A 17526-nucleotide genomic window follows, 5' to 3' on the forward strand; every position below is an offset into this window, starting at 1 on the left:
CCAGAGGAGCTTGACCGATCATGATCGACCCCAAGACCGCCAGGCGGGGCCTTGCGCTCGTTTTCACCACGCTGCTGCTCGACATTATCGGCTTCGGCATGATCATGCCGGTGCTGCCGGCTTTTCTCAGGGAATTGACCGGCGTCGGCATCAGCGAAGCGGCGATCGAGGGCGGCTGGCTGTTCTTCGTCTATGCGGCCATGCAGTTCTTCTTCGCGCCGATCATGGGCGGCCTGAGCGACCGGTTCGGACGGCGGCCGATCCTGCTCGCCTCGGTGCTGACCTTCTCCATCGACAATTTGATCTGCGCGATCGCCTGGTCCTATCCGATGCTGTTCATCGGGCGTGTGCTGGCCGGCATTTCGGGCGCCAGCTATTCGACGACGTCGGCCTTCATCGCCGATATCTCGAACGACGAGAACCGGGCCAAGAATTTCGGCCTGCTCGGCATCGCCTTCGGCGTCGGCTTCGTCATCGGGCCGGTGCTGGGCGGATTGCTCGGCACGTTCGGTCCGCGCGTGCCGTTCTTTTTCGCCGCTGGGCTCGCTTTCGTGAACTTCCTGATCGCGATGTTCTTCCTGCCCGAGACGCTCGATGAAAAGCATCGCCGCCGCTTCGAGTGGAAACGCGCCAACCCGGTCGGCACGCTCCTGCAGATGCGTAGGTATGAAGGCATCGGCTGGATCGGGTTGGTCTTCTTCCTGATGACGCTCGGCCACATGATGTATCCGGCGGTCTGGTCGTTCGTCTCCAACTACCGCTATGGCTGGAGCGAGCAGCAGATCGGCTTCTCGCTCGGCGTTTTCGGCCTGTGCGGGGCGATCGTCATGGGCACGGTGCTGCCACGCGTCATCCCGAGGCTCGGCGAGTGGAGAACGGCGGTCATCGGCCTGACATTCACGGCGGCAAGCGCCTTCGGCTATGCCTTCGCCTCGCAAGGCTGGATGGTCTATGCGGTGATCGTCGTCGGCTGCCTGGAGGCACTGGCCGATCCGCCGCTCAGAAGCCTCGCCGCCGCCAAGGTGCCGCCTTCGGCACAGGGCGAGCTACAAGGCGCGATGACCTCGATCTTCTCGATCACCTCGATCATCACGCCGCTGCTCTACACCGCGGTCTTTTCCTGGTTCACCGGGCCGAGCGCGCCCGTCACCTTCGGCGGCGCGCCCTACCTGGTCGGTGCGTGCTTCCTGGTGCTGGCGGTCATCGTCTTCGTCACCAAGGTGGCGAGACCGGCGACGGTCGCTGACGTCGCGACCGAGGTCAAAGATGGAGCACAGGCATGAGCCATGACAGCCGCATCGCGCTGACCAGGGGGCCGGTGCTCGGTTCGTAAGGTTGCGGCGGTTTGCGATACGAAATTGTGGGGCGTTTGTGCCGCCCCTCATTGCCCTGCCGGGCATTTCTCCCCGTATAGTGACGGGGAGAAAGACGCTGTCATCAGTCGTTTCGCCAATTGCCTACGTTGCAAGAAAGGGCGCTGCGTTCGGTCCGCGGGCTTCTCCCCGTATACGGGGAGAAGGTGCCGGCAGGCGGATGAGGGGCAGCGCTGACGGATCGAATCAGGCTCGTTCCACCAGCAATTCCTCGCCGCGCTTCTGGCGGATGAGATTGACGAAGCGGCGGAACAGATAGTGCGAATCCTGCGGGCCGGGCGAGGCCTCGGGGTGATGCTGGACCGAGAACACCGGACGGCCGGTCAGCGCGATGCCGCAGTTCGAGCCGTCGAACAGCGAGACATGGGTTTCCTCGACGCCGGTGGGTAGCGAGTCGGCGTCGACGGCAAAGCCATGGTTCATCGAGACGATCTCGACCTTGCCCGTGGTGTGATCCTTCACCGGATGATTGGCGCCGTGATGGCCCTGGTGCATCTTGGCGGTCTTGCCACCCAGCGCCAGCGCCAGCATCTGGTGGCCGAGGCAGATGCCGAACACCGGGATGTCGGTCTTGAGCAGGTCCTGGATGACCGGCACGGCATAGTCGCCGGTGGCTTCCGGATCGCCGGGGCCGTTGGAGAGGAAGATGCCGTCGGGCTGCATGGCGAGGATTTCTTCCGCGTCGGTCTTGGCGGGAACGACGGTGACCTTGGCGCCGAGGCCGGCGAGCAGCCGCAAGATGTTGCGCTTGACGCCGTAGTCGATGGCGACGACGTGCAGCGAAGGCTCGGCCTGTTCGCCAAAACCTTCGTTCCACACCCACGGCGTCTCGCGCCAGACCGAGGACTGGCCCGACGTGACCTCCTTGGCGAGATCGAGCCCGATCAGGCCCGACCATGCGGCGGCGCGCCGCTTCAGGTCGTCGAGGTCGAAGACGCCATCCGGCGCGTGAGCGATGACCGCGTTGGGCATGCCCTTTTCGCGGATCAGCGCGGTGAGCGCGCGGGTGTCGATGCCCGAGAGCGCGACGATGCCGCGCTTCTTCAGCCACTGGTCGAGGTGGCCCGCGGCGCGGTAACTGGACGGGTTGGTGACATCGGCCTTGAACACGGCGCCGACGGCGCCGGCGCGGGCGGCCGGATTGAGGTCTTCGATGTCCTCGCCATTGGTGCCGATATTGCCGATATGCGGGAAGGTGAAGGTGACGATCTGGCCGGCATAGGAGGGGTCGGTGAGGATTTCCTGGTAGCCGGTGAGCGCGGTGTTGAAGCAGACTTCGGCGACGGCGGAGCCGGTGGCGCCCAGGCCGCGCCCTTCGATGACGGTGCCGTCCGCCAGCACCAGCAGGGCGGTCGGCTTTTCAGTGGCCCAGGCGGGCGTCATCTCGGCCATGGCGGCACTCCTATCAAGCCGCGCGCTTCCATAGCCCGGCGGGCATTGGCGCGGCAAACGGCGCGAAGCGGCGAATTCGCGGCCTCACGCACTCAAGCTTCAGTTCATGCAAGGCCCAGTACATAGGGGAAGGGGGCAGGGCGGTCAATGATCATGCGAAATGCCGCCGCGATTTATTTCATTGAGGAATATCATAGGCTTGCCCTGGCATATGAGGGTTTGCGTTGGCCTGTCCCCGGCGCTATTGTCCGCGCCGACCGAAGGAGAGAGAGCAATGCGCGCGAAAATCGCCGAATCCCTGAAGACCGCGATGAAGGCGCAGGACAAGCACCGGCTGCCGACATTGCGGCTGATCCAGGCCGCCATCCACGACCGCGACATTGCCAATCGCGGTGCCAGCAAGGAACCCGCCAGCGACGAGGAAATCCTGCAGATCCTGGCTAAGATGGTGAAGCAGCGCGAGGAATCGGCCAAGGCATTCGAGGACGGCAAGCGGCCGGAGCTGGCGGCGCAGGAACGTGGCGAGATGGAGATCATCCGCGGCTTCCTGCCGACGCAGCTCGACGATGCGGCGGTCACGGCGGCGGCGCGCGAGGCGATTGCCGCGACCGGTGCGGCCAGCCAGAAGGACATGGGCAAGGTGATCGCCGCGCTGAAGCAGAAATATGCGGGGCAGATGGATTTTGGCAAGGCGAGCGGCATCGTCAAGGGGTTGCTGCAATAGGGCTTTTACCGTCGCGGCTTGTGAACCACATTTGAAGGGTACCCTATGGGCGCAGCAATGAGCCGCGAAGCCTACATTAGAAGCCTATTCACTGGTGCCGATCAGCGCCAGAATTTCCAGACCATGGATACGATCTTTCCAGTCGGGCGGATGTCGGCATCTCCGGAACCCTTTGTTTTCCCGAGGGCGGCGGAAATAGCCTTGCCGGCGAACTACCGGTATGAAGGGAAATCCAGGTCGATCGATAGTTTCCTCGAAGAAACCGAAACCATGGCGCTGCTCGTACTGAAAGGTGGTGTGCTCGTGTTTGAGCGCTATGCGCCTTGGGGTGGTCGGGATAGGCGATGGAAGTCCATGTCAGTGGCCAAGAGCGTCATTTCCGCCTCCCTCGGGATTGCCGTCGGCACTGGATTGGTCGCTACTCTCGATGACAGCATTTCCTCTTACCTGCCGGAATTGAGCGGGTCGGCGTATGACGGCGTGCGTATCAAAGATGTGCTTCAAATGTCCTCTGGAGCCGGTTGGAATGAGGACTACAGCGACCCTGATTCGGACATCAACCGCTTCGCCGCGATCACGGCCAAAGGCGGCTCATTCAATGGCTTTCCACCGACTTTGAAGAGAGCGACAGAGCCGGGCACCTTCAATTTCTACAATAGCACCGATACCCAGGTGCTCGGAATGCTGCTCAAGCGCGTCACTGCCCGTCCGATCCATGCCTACATCCAAGACGTTCTCTGGCACCCTCTTGGCATGGAATCGGAAGCATTCTGGCTGCTCGACGATACGGGAATGGAAATGGCTTATGCCGGCCTCAACGCCACAGCGCTGGACTATCTCAAGATTGGCGAATTGTTTCGGTTGGGGGGATGCTGGCAGGGGCACCAGATCGTTCCCAATGGGTGGGTGAAGGCTTCGATCACTCCTGACGCACCGCACTTGATGCCGGGCGATACGAGCCGCTCCGATTCTCTGTGGGGGTACGGCTACCAGTGGTGGATTATGGATGGAACCGAGGGAGAGTTTGCGGCTGTCGGCGTCTACAATCAGTTCATCTATGTAAATCCGGCGCGCGACATCGTCATGGTAAAGCTTTCAGCCAACCGCCGATATGGCCTTACCAACGACGAAACGTCATATCGCGAGCTTGAGACGATCGAAGCGCTACGAGAGATCGCCATTGTCGCTTCAGGCCAATAGTTTCCTGGAGCATTCCCGGATGCCGACTGACCGGCTCCGGGAACTCCCCTGATATCAGGTGTCCGTTTCACTGACCGGGCCGGCGTTTGAGTTCCAACGCGCGGCGCAATGCCGGCGCTTCCTGCTTTTGAAGCGACGGCCAGAAGTGCGGTTCAGATACCATTGCGTAACTGCTGAACATCACGCGGCCGGAATTCCGGCCGCTCTCAGGCCGTCGACATACAGGTCCAGCATCCAGCGATGCCGCAGTCGGCTCATGCCAGCGCTGCCGAGATTGTAGCTGGGCTGGATCTGGAGAAGCGCCGATGCCGCGGCATTTGCTTCTTCCAGCCTGCCGCCATGCGCAAGCGCCGCGCTTAGATATCGCCGGGCGATCGTATGGCTCGGCACCAGGGAGATGATGCGCTCGCTCAGGCGCACCGTGTCCTCGAATCGTCCCGCGAAGAAATGCGCGGCAGCCATGCCGAGCAGCGGGAAATAGTCGCGCGGGTCCATCGGGCTCATTTTGCGCGCAGCCTTGAACTGCTCGATGGCCCTGTCGCTTTCCCCTGCATAGACGAACACCCAGCCGCAATAGGAGCGGATGGCGTGCGAGCTTGGATGCAGTTCGAGCGCGCGGTCGGCCAGTTCGAGCGCATCGTCGAAGCCGTTCGAGAACATGGCATACGACCATGCCGCCGTTGCAAGCGAGAGCGGATTTTCCGGATCGGCGGCGACGGCGCGTCTCGCCAGGGCGCAGGATTCGGCAAAAGCCCCGTTGCGATCCCACGCCCATCCATTGAGTGCCATGCGGCCGACGCAGTCGGCCAGCGCCGCGAGCGCGTCCGAATAGGCTTCGTCCTGCCTGAGCGCCGCACGCAACAACCCCTCGGCCTCGCGAAAGGAGGCTTCCGTGTAGGCATAGAGGAAAGGCAGAGCCCGCAGATAGAGGTCGTAAGCGTCGAGGCTTCCTGGCGGTTTGCTGCGTGCCCGCTCGATCTCGGCGAGGCGCAGGTTGGGCTCGACAGCCCCCAGTACGCTCACCGCGACGCGATCCTGAAGCTCGAAAATGTCGGTCAGGTCTCCGTCATAACGGCCTGCCCAGAGCTGCCGCCCGGTCTCGCTCTCGACGAGGAGGCCGACCAGCCGGACGTGCCCGTCCTGCTTCCGGACCGATCCTTCGAGGATGTAGCGTACACCGAGCTCCTTGGCGATCCGGCGCGCGTCGAGTTCCTTGCCGCGGTAGGCGAAGGACGAACTTCTGGCGATCACAAACAGCCAGCGCAAGCGGCTGAGGGCCGCGATGATGTCTTCTGCGATGCCGTCCGCGAAGTAGGCGTCTTCGTCGTCGCCGAGGTTCTCGAAGGGCAGCACCGCGATGGATGGCCGTTGATCCGCGGCGGTTGGCCGCCCATGGTCGGCGGCGGGTGCAAGCAGGCACCTGCCGCCAGCATCGCCGATCCATCCGCCCAGCATATAGCCGCGACCGGAAACGGTCCGCAGCGTTCGACGCAGTTCCGGCCCGAGGGCGGAACGGATGTCGGACACACAGCGCGCCAGCGAATCGTCGGTCACGGTGAGGCCGGGCCAGTTCGCCTCGGCCAATTCCTGCTTGGAGACGACACGACCGACATTCCTGGCGAGGTGAATCAACAGGCCGAGCGAGCGGCGGCGCAGGACAACTTGCCGACCGGCGCTGTCGACAAGCTCGTTCCTGTCCAGATCGATCGATAGCTGGTCGGTTGCCAAGCCTGCGCCCCTGCCGTGAAGACATGGAAGGCAAGCTCATTTCCACCCACCGCGCAAGACCAGCGAATTCAGGAAAATTTCAGCTTCGTTTCCTGACGGGGCGCTCGGCACGACCTATCGTGCCACCCGGATAGGCACCCATGGGCAAGCCCGACATGGCCGGTTACTTCGGAACAGATCATCAGCAGGCGCTGCAACGGCGCACGCACGAGAAGCGCCATTGGATCGCCGCGACGCCTGGCATCTACAACGCCGGACGCTTCATGGGGGTCGATGATCCCGACAGGCTGCCATGGAGCGCGCTGGAGACGATGCTCGGCCGCGACGGCCTGCTCGGGTTGCGGATGATTTCGCCGCAGCAGGCGGCGCGCTGCTTTCCCAGGCTCGAGGCCATGGAATGCCGGATCGACACCTGGGACATTCTCACGGGCGAGCCGCACGATGCCGGCAGGCAGGCGCAAGCCATCATCGCGCGGGGAATGCCTGGCGGCATCGCGATGCGATTGCCGCTGACAAATGCGAAAAGCGCCGACACCCGCTCGGTCCAGCAGTTCCTTGCCGCGCACGGCCTTGCACCGTTTCCCGGAACGATGCTGGCGGCCCGGCCGCCGCGCGCGATGACAATCGTGCTTGGTGACGACCGCGGCCGCATCGCCGCGACCGGGCACACTTATTTCCCGCACAACACGCACAGCCCTTTTTGCGACCACGCCTGGCTGGGCCTGGTTGCCGTCGCCGAGCCATGGCGAGGCAAGGGGCTTGGCCGTCTCGTCAACGCGCTGCTCGTCGATTGCGCCTTCAGCGAACTTGGCGCGCGGCACGTCTACGAGATGGTCGCACCCTCGAACCAGGTGTCGCGGCGCATGGCCGAGGGCTGCGGCCTGCGGCACGCTGCCGATCTCCGCTGCGGTGTCGCCATGCCAGCCGGCACGGCGACGTTCACACGCTGAGGTCAGCCGAGGGATCAGTCGCGGCGTTCATCCAGATGGGGATCAAGCGCGGCGCCCGCCAGGGTGGGTCTCACGGCTCCTTGCAGATCGGCAGTGGCTGCGCGGGTGGTGCGGGATGATCCTTCTTGTACTGGGCGATGACAGGCTCAAGGGTTTTTCGCGGCCAGAATTTCGGCGTCCCGATTTCCTTGAGGCACGATGCGTTCCAGTAGGTGCCTGAAGCGGCATGGCCGCCCGCAACGGCGGCGATGTCGCGCGATTCCGGATAGATGTAGAGCGTGGTCGGATTGTCCTTCACCATCGAGATGAGTTGCCTGGCATCGGCCGGGGACCAGCTGGTGCAGCCATTGCTGCGGCCGCCAGCATAGTCCACCAGCTTGCCGAACGGCACCAGACCGTCATGGTCGGCATAGGAGTTGCTGGGGCTTTTGCGCATGCACATGGTGCGCAGCACTTGCGCCGCATGGCCGCCGATCACGCGCTGCCTTGCGTTGGCGGCTTCGCCTTCACCGTCGAACTGGATGAAGGTGCGCTGGAAAGCTACGTCCTGTTTCGCACCGGTGCGATAAAAGCCCTTGAACGAGGTTTTCGCTTCGCTGGTCATGTAGGCGCCGCCGGCGGTCAGTTCCGAATCCATGGCATTGCCGAAGTTCTTGGCGCAGCGTCTGCCGTTCGAAAAGTCCACGATGCCTTTCAGGTTCCGGCCGCCGCCGTGACCCGACGAAATCGCACTGAACGACTGGCTGGCTTCGCACACGACATAATAGCGGCGCCCGAGCACGCCATTGCCCAGGTCGCCGGGACGGGTGGCGTCCATGGCGAAGTAGCAGGGGTTCCTGACCGCGCCCTGCGCCACCTTCTTCAGGTAAAGCGCGCGCGCCCGCTCCAGCACCACTTGTGAAATCTGGCCATCGCCATTGCCGACATGGGCCTCCAGCCAGGCCGGAATGGCCGATGGCGCGGCAAAGGACCGGGCCGATGCCATCAAGGCAATGACGACGACGAGAAGGCCGAGGAGCGCAACGACACCCAAGGGGACAGATCTCAACCGCACCAGACCCATTCTCCTGTCGAAGCCGTTCGTGATCCCCAACGGTGAATCACCAGAGGACGATCATAAAATAGCATAATCATAAAACGCCGCGCGCCATCAGGCGAAACACATCTTGTTTAGCGCGCCGGCAAGTATGCGTGACAAGCCCGGGCCGACGCGCAACCTTCCAGGCGGCGAGCCCTTGAGGCGGATGCTTGCCTCGGTTATGCCGCCGTGGTGGCAAGGAGCGCGGATCATGATCGAGATCGTCAAACCGGCGCTTGAACATCTGCCGTCCTACAAGGCGGCGCTCGAACGCGGCTGGTCGCCGGACAATGTGCGGCTCCTGGAGGCGACGCGCGAACAGCTCGCGGCCATAGAAGAAAATCCCACGGCGTTCCTCGCCGACCTCGATGATCCCGAGGCCAAGGGCGCGCCCATCACCTTGCCAGACGACACACAAGTGCCACGCCTGCCGGGCTTCCGTCGCTGGATCTGGGACGGCGAAGCGTCGGGCTCGATCGGCTTCCGCTGGCAAAAGGGCACGGCGGAACTGCCGCCGCACGTGCTTGGCCATATCGGCTACGCGGTGGTGCCATGGAAGCGGCGGCGCGGCTATGCCACGCAGGCCTTGCGGCTGATGCTGGACGAGGCGAGGGCGGTGGGCTTGCCCTATGTCGAGATTACCGCCAAGCCGGGCAATCCGGCCTCGCACAAGGTGATCCTGGCCAACGGCGGCAAACTCATCGAGCGCTTCTTCGAGGACGCCGCCTATGGCGGGGTGGAAAGCCTGCGGTTCCGGATTGAGCTGTAGCCCTATCGCCTTTTGGCCTCGTCGCGCAGCCAGTCGGCGAGCGATGCGCGATGCGTGCCGGACCTGCCGGTGAAAGCCTCGGCGGACAGCATGGAGTTCAGCACCGTTTCCTGCGTCGCTTCCGCCGCCGCCTGGAAGAGAATGTCGATGCGTGCTTCGTTGAGCGCGAGCAGCGGCACCAGATCGCGGTTTTCATCGTGGTCGATAGCGTTGCCGGTGCTGAAGGCGATGGCGATGTCGCCGCTGCCATTGCCCCAGAAGGAACCGAGCCTGGCGACGCCGGCGCCCGCGCGGCGCGCCACACGCTCCAGCTGACGGTTTTCGAGCGGCACATCCGTCGCCAGCACGACCATGATCGAGCCGCGTTCGGCCTCGGCCTGCCGCCTGGGGTCGGGCCGGCGCCCATCGGGCAGGAGGAGGTCTCCGGGCCGGCCGAAATTCGACAGGACGAGAACGCCAAGATGATGTCCGCCGCCAAGCGCGATCTTCCTGGACGCGGAGCCGATGCCGCCCTTGAAGCCGAAGCAGCTCATTCCCGTTCCGGCGCCGACATTGCCCTGTTCGACCGCGCCTTCACGGGCATCGGCCAACGCGGCAAGGGCATGCTCCTCCGATATCGCCATGGCCTGGATGTCGTTCAGCGGACCGTCATTGCACTCACCGACCACCGGATTGACGGTTCCAGTGGTGCGGCCGATCTCGGGGTTCTGGCGGATGGCGTCACAGATCAGCGCCGTGGCGCAGGTGCCGACTGAAAGCGTGTTGGTCAAGAGGATAGGCGTCTCGATGGTGCCGAGTTCCTCGACCTGCATCAGCCCGACGGTCTTGCCGAAGCCGTTGATGACATGGCATGCCGCCATCACCTTGCTGCGGAACAGGTTTCCGCCATGCGGCAGGATCGCGGTCACGCCGGTGTTGACGTCGCCGTCGCGCAGCGTGCAGTGACCGACGCGCACGCCGGGCACATCGGTGATCGCGTTGTGCGTGCCCGCCGGCAAGGTGCCGCGGGTCAGGCCGAAATCAGCGACGGTCCTTGCCATGTTATTCGGCGGCCGCCGGTACCGGCGGGCTGATGTCGCTGCGCCGTTCCCAGAGTTGGGAGATGACAGCCACGATGACGGCAACCGCCATCGCAAAGGCGCCAACAACCGGCAGGCTGCGATAGCCGTAGCCTGCATTGAGCATGGCGGCGCCCAGCGACGCGGCCAATGCGATGCCGATATTGAAGCCGGACGGGATGAGCGAGGCGGCGAGGCCGGAAGCGTCGGCCGTCCAGGACAGGATGCGGGTCTGGATCGGGGTGCCGATGGCGAAGTTGAGGCCGCCCCAGACGATGACGGCAATAACCATCGGCACGGGGTAGGGGCTGACGGCATAGATGATGGCCAGCGTCACCGCCTGCAGGGCGAGCATGGTGATCAGCGACGGCATCAGTTTCCAGTCCGACAGTTTGCCGCCGAGAAAGACGCCAAGCGTGGCGCCGACGCCGTTGAGCAGCAGCACCCAGGGCACCAGATTTTCGTCGAGCCCTGTCACCTCCAGCAGCGTCGGGGTGATGTAGGTGAACAGGCAGAACTGGCCGAGCATCAGCATCAGCATCAGGATCAGCGAGGTCCAGACCTGCTGGCGCGCCAGCACGCGGACTTCGCTGGCAAGGCTCGCCGCCTTGGCCTGATATCCGGTGGTGCGCGGCAACAGGGCCGCCATGGCCAGAGTTGCCGCCACGCCCAGTGCGCCCATCACCCAGAAGGTCGCGCGCCAGCCCCAGATGTTGCCTATGGCAGTGCCGGCCGGCACGCCGATGACGTTGGAGACGGTGAGGCCCGACAGGATGACGGCGACCGCCATGCCGCGCTGGTCCTCGCGCACCAGGCCGACCGCGACCACCATGGCGACGCCGAAATAGGCGCCATGCGCGACAGCCACGGCAATGCGCAGCAACAGCATTGAGGTGAAATCGGGCGCCAGCGCGCAGGCTGCCTGGCCGATGGTGAAGGCGACGGCGAGGCCGAGCAGCAAGGTCTTGCGCGGCAAGGACTTGGTGGCGAGCGCCAGCAGCGGCCCGCCGATGGCGATGCCGCAGGCATAGCCGGAGACGAGATAGCCGGCGGAGGGAACCGAAACGCCAAGCCCATGCGCCACCTGCGGCAGCACGCCGGCGATGACGAATTCGGTGGTGCCGAAAGCGAAAGCGGCGATGAACAAGGCGACGAGCGGCAGCGACATGAAAAAGAAACCCTCGAAATACAGGGGCTCAAACCATGGATAGCCGTGGCAGGCAATCCAGAAATTGTCGACGTCGTTTTAGCTTTTCTTGACCAAGTCCGTTGGTCACCGGTCCCGTCAGGTCGCGGACTTACGTCCGTAAGGAATCTTCAGCCACGCCCGCTCATGAAAATAATAGAGCAGCGACTTGGTGACGACTTCGGTCATGCCGATGGCTGCCGCCAGCTTGATGCTTCCGGTCACCACCAGCGAGATGATCATCGTATCGATTGTGCCGGTCACACGCCAGGAAAGCGCCTTGGCGAAACTGCGCGAATGGGTGTCCATCGATTTCCTCCGGGTGGCATTAGATGCTTAGCCGACGGATGTGAGGATGAGCAAAGACTAATTTTGCCGTTGAAGCCGGAATACCGGAATCGTGTTCCCAAGTTGATGCCGATGCGGCAAATCCTTGCCGCCTCAGCTCGCCTTCAGCCTCGATCCCGTGAGCAGGCCGCGCTCTTCGAGCACGGGGTAGGCCATCGACGCCAGCAGCGAGTTGATCTGCTTCAGGTCGCGGATGGTGTCGAGGTGGATCGAGCTGGTTTCGATGCTTTTGGCGGTGCCTTCGCGCAGGCGCTGGAAATGGCTGGCGCTGGTTTCCTTCTCGCGGTCGCGCAACTGGTCCTTCTCCAGCACCAGCTGGCGGGCGGTCTCGGCATCGCGCGAGACCAGCACGTTGAAGGCGAGCCGGGCATTGGCCAGCACCGAGCCATGGAAGGCGCACAGTTCGCTCCAGCCTTCGTCGGTGAATTCCAGCCCGCGGTCGAATTTCTTCTTCACATGCACCAGCATGTTGCGCACGACGATGTCGCCGACCTGCTCGAGCTTGACGCAGGCGCCGATCAGTTCCTGGCATCGCAACGCCTCGTCTTGGGTCATCGGGTTCCTGGTGACCTTGGCGAGGTAGAGCTTTATGGCCGCGTGCCTGCGGTCGACACGGTCGTCGAGGGCCGCCAGCGCCTTGATCTTGTCCGAGTCGGCGTCCTCGTAGAGTTCGATGATGCGCTTGAGCATGATCTCGACCGTCTCGCAGACCCGCACCACTTCGCGCGTGGCGTTGGCCAGAGCCTGGCTCGGCACATCGAGCGCGCCTTCGTTGAGCGCCGACAGTTCGACGACGTCGAGCGTCGCGGTCGGCGCCGGCTTGGCGCCGAGCGCCACGATTCTCTCGGAGGCTCGGTAGACCAACCCGGCCAGCGGCAGGCCGGCAAGCAGGATGATCACGTTGAACAGAATATGAGCGTTGACGATCTGATCGGCCGCCGTCGCGCCGAGCAAGGCGACATGCGGCCGGAAGATCATGAACAGGATCAGTATGACCAGCGAGCCCAGTCCGCGCATCAGGAGGTTGCCGACCGGCACGACACGCACTTCGGGACTCGCCGAGCGTGTCAGCATCGGCGCGATCAGCGACGAACCGAGATTGACCCCGAGGATGAGGACGAGGCCGAGTTCGGGGCTGATCAGGCCGCGGCCGGCCAGCGTCGCCATCAACAGCACCGCCGCGATGCTCGACTGGAACAGCCAGGTGATCATTGCCGCCAGCAGATAGGCGGTGATGGAATCGCTGGAGAAATAATTGAGGATGACCGGCAGCAGCTGGCTGTTGCGCAGCGGCTCGGACGCCTGCCCGATCATTTCCAGTGACAGGATCAAGAGGCCGATGCCGACCAGGATGCGGCCGGTCTGGCGCCAGTCGCGCCGCTCGGTGGCCATGAACATCACCGTGCCTGATATCAGGCAGAGCGGCACCAGCAGCGTGAGATCGAAGGTCAGCAGCTTGACCACCAGAGCCGAGCCGATCTCGGCGCCACGCACCGCCAACTGGCCGGCGGCGCCCGAGACGATGCCGGAACCGGCGAAGGAGCCGACCAGCAAGGTGACCGCGGTCGAGCTTTGCAGCGCGATCGCAAGACCGGTGCCGGCCAGCACCGCCATGATCGGGTTGCGCATGGTGGCGCGCAGACGATGGCGCAGCACGTCGCCATAGGCGCGCTCGACGCCGGTCTTCACCATGCGCGTGGCAAACAGCATCAGCGCTACGGCGCCGGCCAGATGCAGAAGGACGACCGAGCCGCTCATCGCGGCGCCTGGATGCGGGCGTGGCGCGCGCCGCGGGCAGCATGGCGGCCGGTGGCGAAGGCGAGGGTAAGAATCATGGTCATGACAGCCCTGGAATATAGCCCGGAACATTTTAGCCGGATAATAAAAATTTGTCGATTTCAAGGGCCGCCGCGAGGCGACGGCCGGTGTCGGAAAATGGACGGACCCGCAAATGGTTGCACGGGCTGGAGCGGTGGATCGGCGGGATCTGCGGCACTGTTGGCGCCGGTCTTTGCGACGATGTTTAAATCTTTGGAATAAGCGGCGGAATTCATTACACAATTGTAATGGTGGCGTTCAGTTTCGGTTCATCCCCTGGCCGTTATTCCTCTGGCATCGACAACCAAGGAGACTTCCGATGAAACGCATTGTCCTTTCCACTCTTGCTTTCTCGATGCTGGCCGCCACCTCGCTCACCGGCCAGGCAGCGCCGATGAACGAGCCGGTGGCGCCGCAGTCGAACTACACGAAAGTCGATTGGCAGAAGCCCGGCAGGCATGTCGAGAAGCGCGTGGTGAAGAAGAAGGTCGTCGTGAAGCGCAATCACTGGCGCAATGGCCAGAAATATTCCGGCTGGAGGCAGCACCAGCCGATCCGCGACTATGGCCGCTATGGCCTGCATCGTCCGGGCCATGGCCAGGAATGGATCCGCGTCGGCAATGACTATGTGCTGGTCGGCATCCTCTCCGGCGTCATCTTCGGCGCGCTTGCCGCGCAGTAATCATTGACGATAGCCGGTATCTCGCCGGCCTTTCGATGGGAGGCGGCCCCGCGAGGGTCGCCTTTTTTGGTTCGTCCTGCCCAGTCTCATGCCGATCTGCCTTGCCGGAAATATCACGATATGCGATATTTAAACGGTGAAGCGGGTCATACTTCTGCCTTTGGCGGCAAAGGCGTTGCGAAAGCATCGGGTCGATGCCGAGAGGATTTTATCGAAGATCGAAACCTATGCCAGGGACGCGAGTACGCTTGCAAACAGCGTCAAGGCCTTGCAGGGATGTTCGGCCCTGCGCCTGAGGGTCGGCGACTATCGCGTGATCTTCGAAGAGACGGATCAAGAGATCATCGTGACCAAGATCGGACCGCGTGGATCGGTATATGACTGAAGGAATGCCGGGATGAACAACATCGCCTATGTCACGACGCCAGGTGGCGAGGAGCTGGCCATCCTGCCTCGCAGCGAACTGGAAGCCCTTCGTGAATCACTGGAGCATGCGCAGGCGCTTGGCGGGTTTCGTGCCGGGCAGCTTCCCGGCCTCACGCCCGATGAAGCACGAGCACTTGTCGGCGCGGTCTCTCCACTCGCTTTTTGGCGCAGATACCGCAAGCAGACCCAGGCCGTTCTCGCTGCCTCCGTGGGCGTGACCCAGAACTATCTTTCGGATATCGAGAACGGAAAGCGCGGTGGGGACGTCACGCTTTGGCTGCGGATTGCCCGCGCTCTCGAATTGCCCATCGAGAGTTTGGTCGACGACGGCGACTGATCGGCGGCACCGGAGGGGCGCGTTGCCCTGTGGAAACCGGGCATCGTCCGCATTAGGGGTCGTCTGAGATCGCGGGCATGATTATATGGTGGCGAAACGAGTTCCCCGATGCGCTTTCCGCCCGCCTTCCTCGACGAGATACGCGACCGCGTGTCGATTTCCTCTGTTATCGGCCAGCGCGTGGCGTGGGATCGCAAGAAGACCAACCCGTCGCGCGGCGACTATTGGGCGTGCTGTCCGTTCCATGGCGAGAAGAGCCCGTCCTTCCACTGCGAGGACAAGAAGGGCCGCTATCACTGTTTCGGCTGCTCGGTCTCGGGTGACCATTTCAAGTTCCTGACCGAACTCGAAGGACTGAGTTTTCCCGAGGCGGTCGAGAAGATCGCCGACATGGCCGGTGTGCCGATGCCGATCCGCGACGAGCAGGAAGAGCGGCGCGAGAAAGAACGCGCCAGCCTGACCGACGTCATGGAGATGGCGACGGCCTTCTTCCAGGAGCGCCTGCAAGGGCCTGAAGGCGCCAAGGCCCGCGCCTACCTGCGCGACCGTGGGCTGACACCGGCGACGCAGCAGTCGTTCCGGCTCGGCTTCGCGCCCGACAGCCGCAATGCGCTGAAGGAGCATCTGGCCGCCAAGGGTGTGCCGAAGGCCGATATCGAGGCCTGCGGGCTGGTGCGCCATGGCGACGACATTCCCGTCTCCTACGACTGGTTCCGCGACCGCATCATGTTCCCGATCCCGGATTCGCGCGGCAAGATCATCGCCTTTGGCGGCCGCGCACTGGCCCCCGACGCGCTCGCCAAATACATGAACTCGCCAGACACCGAGCTCTTCCACAAGGGCAATGTGCTCTATAATTTCGCCCGCGCCCGAAAAGCCTTGGCCAAGGGCGGGACGGTCATCGCGGTCGAAGGCTACATGGATGTGATCGCGCTGGCGCAGGCCGGCTTCGAGAATGTCGTGGCGCCGCTCGGCACCGCGCTCACCGAAAACCAGCTCGAACTGCTATGGCGCATGGCGCCGGAGCCGATGCTGTGCTTCGACGGCGACAAGGCCGGGCTGAAGGCGGCATGGCGGGCAGCCGACATGGCGCTGCCGTCAGTGCAGGCCGGGCGCTCGGCGCGCTTTGCGCTGCTGCCGGAAGGCAAGGATCCCGACGATCTGGTCAAGGCCGAGGGGCCAGACGCCTTCCGCGCCGTGCTGGCCGATGCGCGGCCGCTGGTCGACCTGTTGTGGATGCGCGAGACAGCGGGCGGCGTCTTCGACACGCCGGAGCGGCGGGCGGAATTGGGACAGACGCTGCGGGAACTCAGCAGCCGCATCCGCGACGAAAGCACGCGCTACCACTACCAGCAGGAAATGCGCGAGCGGGTGCTGAGCTTCTTCGGCTCCCAGCGCAATGCGCGGCAAGGTCGTCAGGATAACGGCCGGCCCGGCGAGCGCGGCCAGGGCAAGCCTGCGCCGGGCGGGCAATTCGCCAAGCCTGGTGGCGGCCGCATGGCGATCACCGAAAGCCTCGGCCAGTCGGCGCTGGTCAAGCGCGGCGAGGGAATGTCGGTGCGCGAGGCAACGATCATCGTCGCATTGATCAACCATCCCGCGCTGATCGACGAGAACTTCGCCCATGTCGAATTCCTCGATCTCGCCAATTCCGATCTGACCCGTCTGCATGCCGCCATCCTCGACGCGATGGCGCATGATATGGCCAATGACCGCAACGCCGTGGTGGCGACGGTCGAGCGCGCCGGCTGCGCCGAGATCTGGGAGCGCGCCGTCGGCCTGATCAGGCGGGCGCGGCAATGGCCGGCACTGGAGACGGCGGCGCTCGAGGATGCCCGCGACGCTCTGAACCAGGCGTTGCACTTGCAGCGCAGCGCGCGGACCTTACATAAGGAGCTGAAACAGGCGGAAGCGGCGCTCGAAGCTGATCCTTCGGATGAAAACTTCCGCCATCTGATCGAAATTCAGGCGCAATTTCAGGATGTACAAGCAACGGAAGCGCTGATCGAAGGGTTCGGCGTTTCGTCAGGCAGGGCTGGACGAGCCTAAGTGCAGCTGAGTGCGGAATGAAGGCGTTGCCGTGCCTCCTTTTGGGGCGGGGCGCGCTAAGTCGGGTAATTGATTCGCTTTTTTCATGCGAATCATGCCAGAGCCGCTTGACCTTCGGACAGAATGGCGGAATCAGGACGATTCGAAACGTTAACCCGCACCCGCGTCGACGGGAAACAAGCGATGTAAGGTACTGGTCACTGGACAGGCAGCCCGCCTGCCACAGATATCAGGGTTAATCTGGACTTAATGCATGCCGCCCAAGAGTGGAACCCGGTTTTGGGGCAACGGCATGCACCAAACAAAAAGAGTGGATGCAGCTCATGGGCCGGGTGAAGCGCGTTTAGAAAAACGGGCGTATCCGATTTGACTGGTCCGAAAGCTGACGCGGCCCGATGGCCGGCCGCT

Annotated in this window: 16 protein-coding genes; 9 read left to right on the plus strand and 7 right to left on the minus strand. The window is 63.6% G+C overall.

What is annotated here, in order from left to right:
- Nucleotides 1–20: 20 nt before the first annotated feature.
- Nucleotides 21–1283, plus strand: a complete 1263-nt coding sequence (locus tag FJ970_RS11805) for a TCR/Tet family MFS transporter (protein ID WP_140761149.1) — start codon at nucleotides 21–23, stop codon at nucleotides 1281–1283.
- A gap of 276 nt (nucleotides 1284–1559) precedes the next feature.
- Here the strand turns inward: FJ970_RS11805 and carA are convergent, their stop codons facing one another.
- Nucleotides 1560–2765, minus strand: coding sequence for a glutamine-hydrolyzing carbamoyl-phosphate synthase small subunit (gene carA, locus FJ970_RS11810; RefSeq protein ID WP_140761151.1), 1206 nt, complete (start codon nucleotides 2763–2765; stop codon nucleotides 1560–1562).
- Between the two features lie 274 nt (nucleotides 2766–3039).
- Between carA and FJ970_RS11815 the strand changes: the two genes are divergently transcribed.
- Both FJ970_RS11815 and FJ970_RS11820 read left to right on the plus strand, forming a co-directional pair.
- Nucleotides 3040–3489 carry a GatB/YqeY domain-containing protein gene (locus FJ970_RS11815; RefSeq protein ID WP_140761154.1) on the plus strand — a complete coding sequence of 150 codons (450 nt, stop codon included), beginning with the start codon at nucleotides 3040–3042 and terminating at the stop codon, nucleotides 3487–3489.
- Between the two features lie 57 nt (nucleotides 3490–3546).
- The gene (locus FJ970_RS11820; RefSeq protein WP_181178705.1) at nucleotides 3547–4689 is read left to right on the plus strand and encodes a serine hydrolase domain-containing protein; all 1143 of its coding nucleotides are present in this window, start codon (nucleotides 3547–3549) and stop codon (nucleotides 4687–4689) included.
- Nucleotides 4690–4869: 180 nt separating this feature from the next.
- Here FJ970_RS11820 and FJ970_RS11825 read toward each other — a convergent pair whose 3' ends face one another.
- A complete protein-coding gene (locus tag FJ970_RS11825) occupies nucleotides 4870–6417 on the minus strand; it encodes a tetratricopeptide repeat protein (RefSeq protein ID WP_140761160.1) in 1548 nt (515 codons plus the stop codon).
- A 140-nt stretch (nucleotides 6418–6557) separates the two neighbouring features.
- Between FJ970_RS11825 and FJ970_RS11830 the strand changes: the two genes are divergently transcribed.
- Nucleotides 6558–7367: a GNAT family N-acetyltransferase gene (locus tag FJ970_RS11830; protein WP_140761163.1), complete on the plus strand. Its 810-nt coding sequence runs from the start codon at nucleotides 6558–6560 to the stop codon at nucleotides 7365–7367.
- 70 nt (nucleotides 7368–7437) lie between these two features.
- Here FJ970_RS11830 and FJ970_RS11835 read toward each other — a convergent pair whose 3' ends face one another.
- Nucleotides 7438–8421, minus strand: coding sequence for a hypothetical protein (locus FJ970_RS11835; RefSeq protein WP_140761166.1), 984 nt, complete (start codon nucleotides 8419–8421; stop codon nucleotides 7438–7440).
- A gap of 235 nt (nucleotides 8422–8656) precedes the next feature.
- Here FJ970_RS11835 and FJ970_RS11840 point away from each other — a divergent pair, with 235 nt between their 5' ends.
- Complete coding sequence (locus FJ970_RS11840) at nucleotides 8657–9214, plus strand: GNAT family N-acetyltransferase (protein WP_140761168.1); 558 nt, start codon at nucleotides 8657–8659, stop codon at nucleotides 9212–9214.
- 2 nt (nucleotides 9215–9216) lie between these two features.
- On the opposite strand, the gene FJ970_RS11845 is transcribed toward FJ970_RS11840, so the two are convergent.
- From FJ970_RS11845 to FJ970_RS11860, 4 genes are all read right to left on the minus strand, one after another.
- A complete protein-coding gene (locus tag FJ970_RS11845) occupies nucleotides 9217–10254 on the minus strand; it encodes a P1 family peptidase (protein WP_140761170.1) in 1038 nt (345 codons plus the stop codon).
- 1 nt (nucleotide 10255) lies between these two features.
- On the minus strand, nucleotides 10256–11440 hold the full coding sequence (locus tag FJ970_RS11850) for an MFS transporter (protein WP_140761173.1): 1185 nt from the start codon (nucleotides 11438–11440) through the stop codon (nucleotides 10256–10258).
- Between the two features lie 117 nt (nucleotides 11441–11557).
- Nucleotides 11558–11767: a DUF2061 domain-containing protein gene (locus FJ970_RS11855; protein ID WP_140761175.1), complete on the minus strand. Its 210-nt coding sequence runs from the start codon at nucleotides 11765–11767 to the stop codon at nucleotides 11558–11560.
- A 132-nt stretch (nucleotides 11768–11899) separates the two neighbouring features.
- Nucleotides 11900–13564 carry a Na/Pi cotransporter family protein gene (locus FJ970_RS11860; RefSeq protein ID WP_140761178.1) on the minus strand — a complete coding sequence of 555 codons (1665 nt, stop codon included), beginning with the start codon at nucleotides 13562–13564 and terminating at the stop codon, nucleotides 11900–11902.
- A 379-nt stretch (nucleotides 13565–13943) separates the two neighbouring features.
- Here FJ970_RS11860 and FJ970_RS11865 point away from each other — a divergent pair, with 379 nt between their 5' ends.
- The 4 genes from FJ970_RS11865 to dnaG all read left to right on the plus strand — a co-directional run bounded on the left by FJ970_RS11865 (nucleotide 13944) and on the right by dnaG (nucleotide 17118).
- Nucleotides 13944–14306 carry an RcnB family protein gene (locus tag FJ970_RS11865; RefSeq protein ID WP_140761180.1) on the plus strand — a complete coding sequence of 121 codons (363 nt, stop codon included), beginning with the start codon at nucleotides 13944–13946 and terminating at the stop codon, nucleotides 14304–14306.
- A 136-nt stretch (nucleotides 14307–14442) separates the two neighbouring features.
- Nucleotides 14443–14691: a type II toxin-antitoxin system RelE family toxin gene (locus tag FJ970_RS11870; protein WP_140761183.1), complete on the plus strand. Its 249-nt coding sequence runs from the start codon at nucleotides 14443–14445 to the stop codon at nucleotides 14689–14691.
- Between the two features lie 12 nt (nucleotides 14692–14703).
- Nucleotides 14704–15069, plus strand: coding sequence for a helix-turn-helix transcriptional regulator (locus FJ970_RS11875; RefSeq protein WP_127278334.1), 366 nt, complete (start codon nucleotides 14704–14706; stop codon nucleotides 15067–15069).
- Between the two features lie 108 nt (nucleotides 15070–15177).
- A complete protein-coding gene (gene dnaG, locus FJ970_RS11880; RefSeq protein ID WP_140761186.1) occupies nucleotides 15178–17118 on the plus strand; it encodes a DNA primase in 1941 nt (646 codons plus the stop codon).
- Nucleotides 17119–17526 lie beyond the last annotated feature (408 nt).

The organism is Mesorhizobium sp. B2-1-8, from assembly GCF_006442545.2.
Lineage (GTDB): Bacteria > Pseudomonadota > Alphaproteobacteria > Rhizobiales > Rhizobiaceae > Mesorhizobium.

What these genes read in the sequence shown, in the direction of transcription:
- FJ970_RS11805 (WP_140761149.1), top strand. Translation starts at nt 21, where the DNA reads ATGATCGACCCCAAGACCGCCAGGCGGGGCCTTGCGCTCGTTTTCACC.
- carA (WP_140761151.1), bottom strand. Translation starts at nt 2,765, where the DNA reads ATGGCCGAGATGACGCCCGCCTGGGCCACTGAAAAGCCGACCGCCCTG.
- FJ970_RS11815 (WP_140761154.1), top strand. Translation starts at nt 3,040, where the DNA reads ATGCGCGCGAAAATCGCCGAATCCCTGAAGACCGCGATGAAGGCGCAG.
- FJ970_RS11820 (WP_181178705.1), top strand. Translation starts at nt 3,547, where the DNA reads ATGAGCCGCGAAGCCTACATTAGAAGCCTATTCACTGGTGCCGATCAG.
- FJ970_RS11830 (WP_140761163.1), top strand. Translation starts at nt 6,558, where the DNA reads ATGGGCAAGCCCGACATGGCCGGTTACTTCGGAACAGATCATCAGCAG.
- FJ970_RS11840 (WP_140761168.1), top strand. Translation starts at nt 8,657, where the DNA reads ATGATCGAGATCGTCAAACCGGCGCTTGAACATCTGCCGTCCTACAAG.
- FJ970_RS11845 (WP_140761170.1), bottom strand. Translation starts at nt 10,254, where the DNA reads ATGGCAAGGACCGTCGCTGATTTCGGCCTGACCCGCGGCACCTTGCCG.
- FJ970_RS11850 (WP_140761173.1), bottom strand. Translation starts at nt 11,440, where the DNA reads ATGTCGCTGCCGCTCGTCGCCTTGTTCATCGCCGCTTTCGCTTTCGGC.
- FJ970_RS11855 (WP_140761175.1), bottom strand. Translation starts at nt 11,767, where the DNA reads ATGGACACCCATTCGCGCAGTTTCGCCAAGGCGCTTTCCTGGCGTGTG.
- FJ970_RS11860 (WP_140761178.1), bottom strand. Translation starts at nt 13,564, where the DNA reads ATGAGCGGCTCGGTCGTCCTTCTGCATCTGGCCGGCGCCGTAGCGCTG.
- FJ970_RS11865 (WP_140761180.1), top strand. Translation starts at nt 13,944, where the DNA reads ATGAAACGCATTGTCCTTTCCACTCTTGCTTTCTCGATGCTGGCCGCC.
- FJ970_RS11875 (WP_127278334.1), top strand. Translation starts at nt 14,704, where the DNA reads ATGAACAACATCGCCTATGTCACGACGCCAGGTGGCGAGGAGCTGGCC.
- dnaG (WP_140761186.1), top strand. Translation starts at nt 15,178, where the DNA reads ATGCGCTTTCCGCCCGCCTTCCTCGACGAGATACGCGACCGCGTGTCG.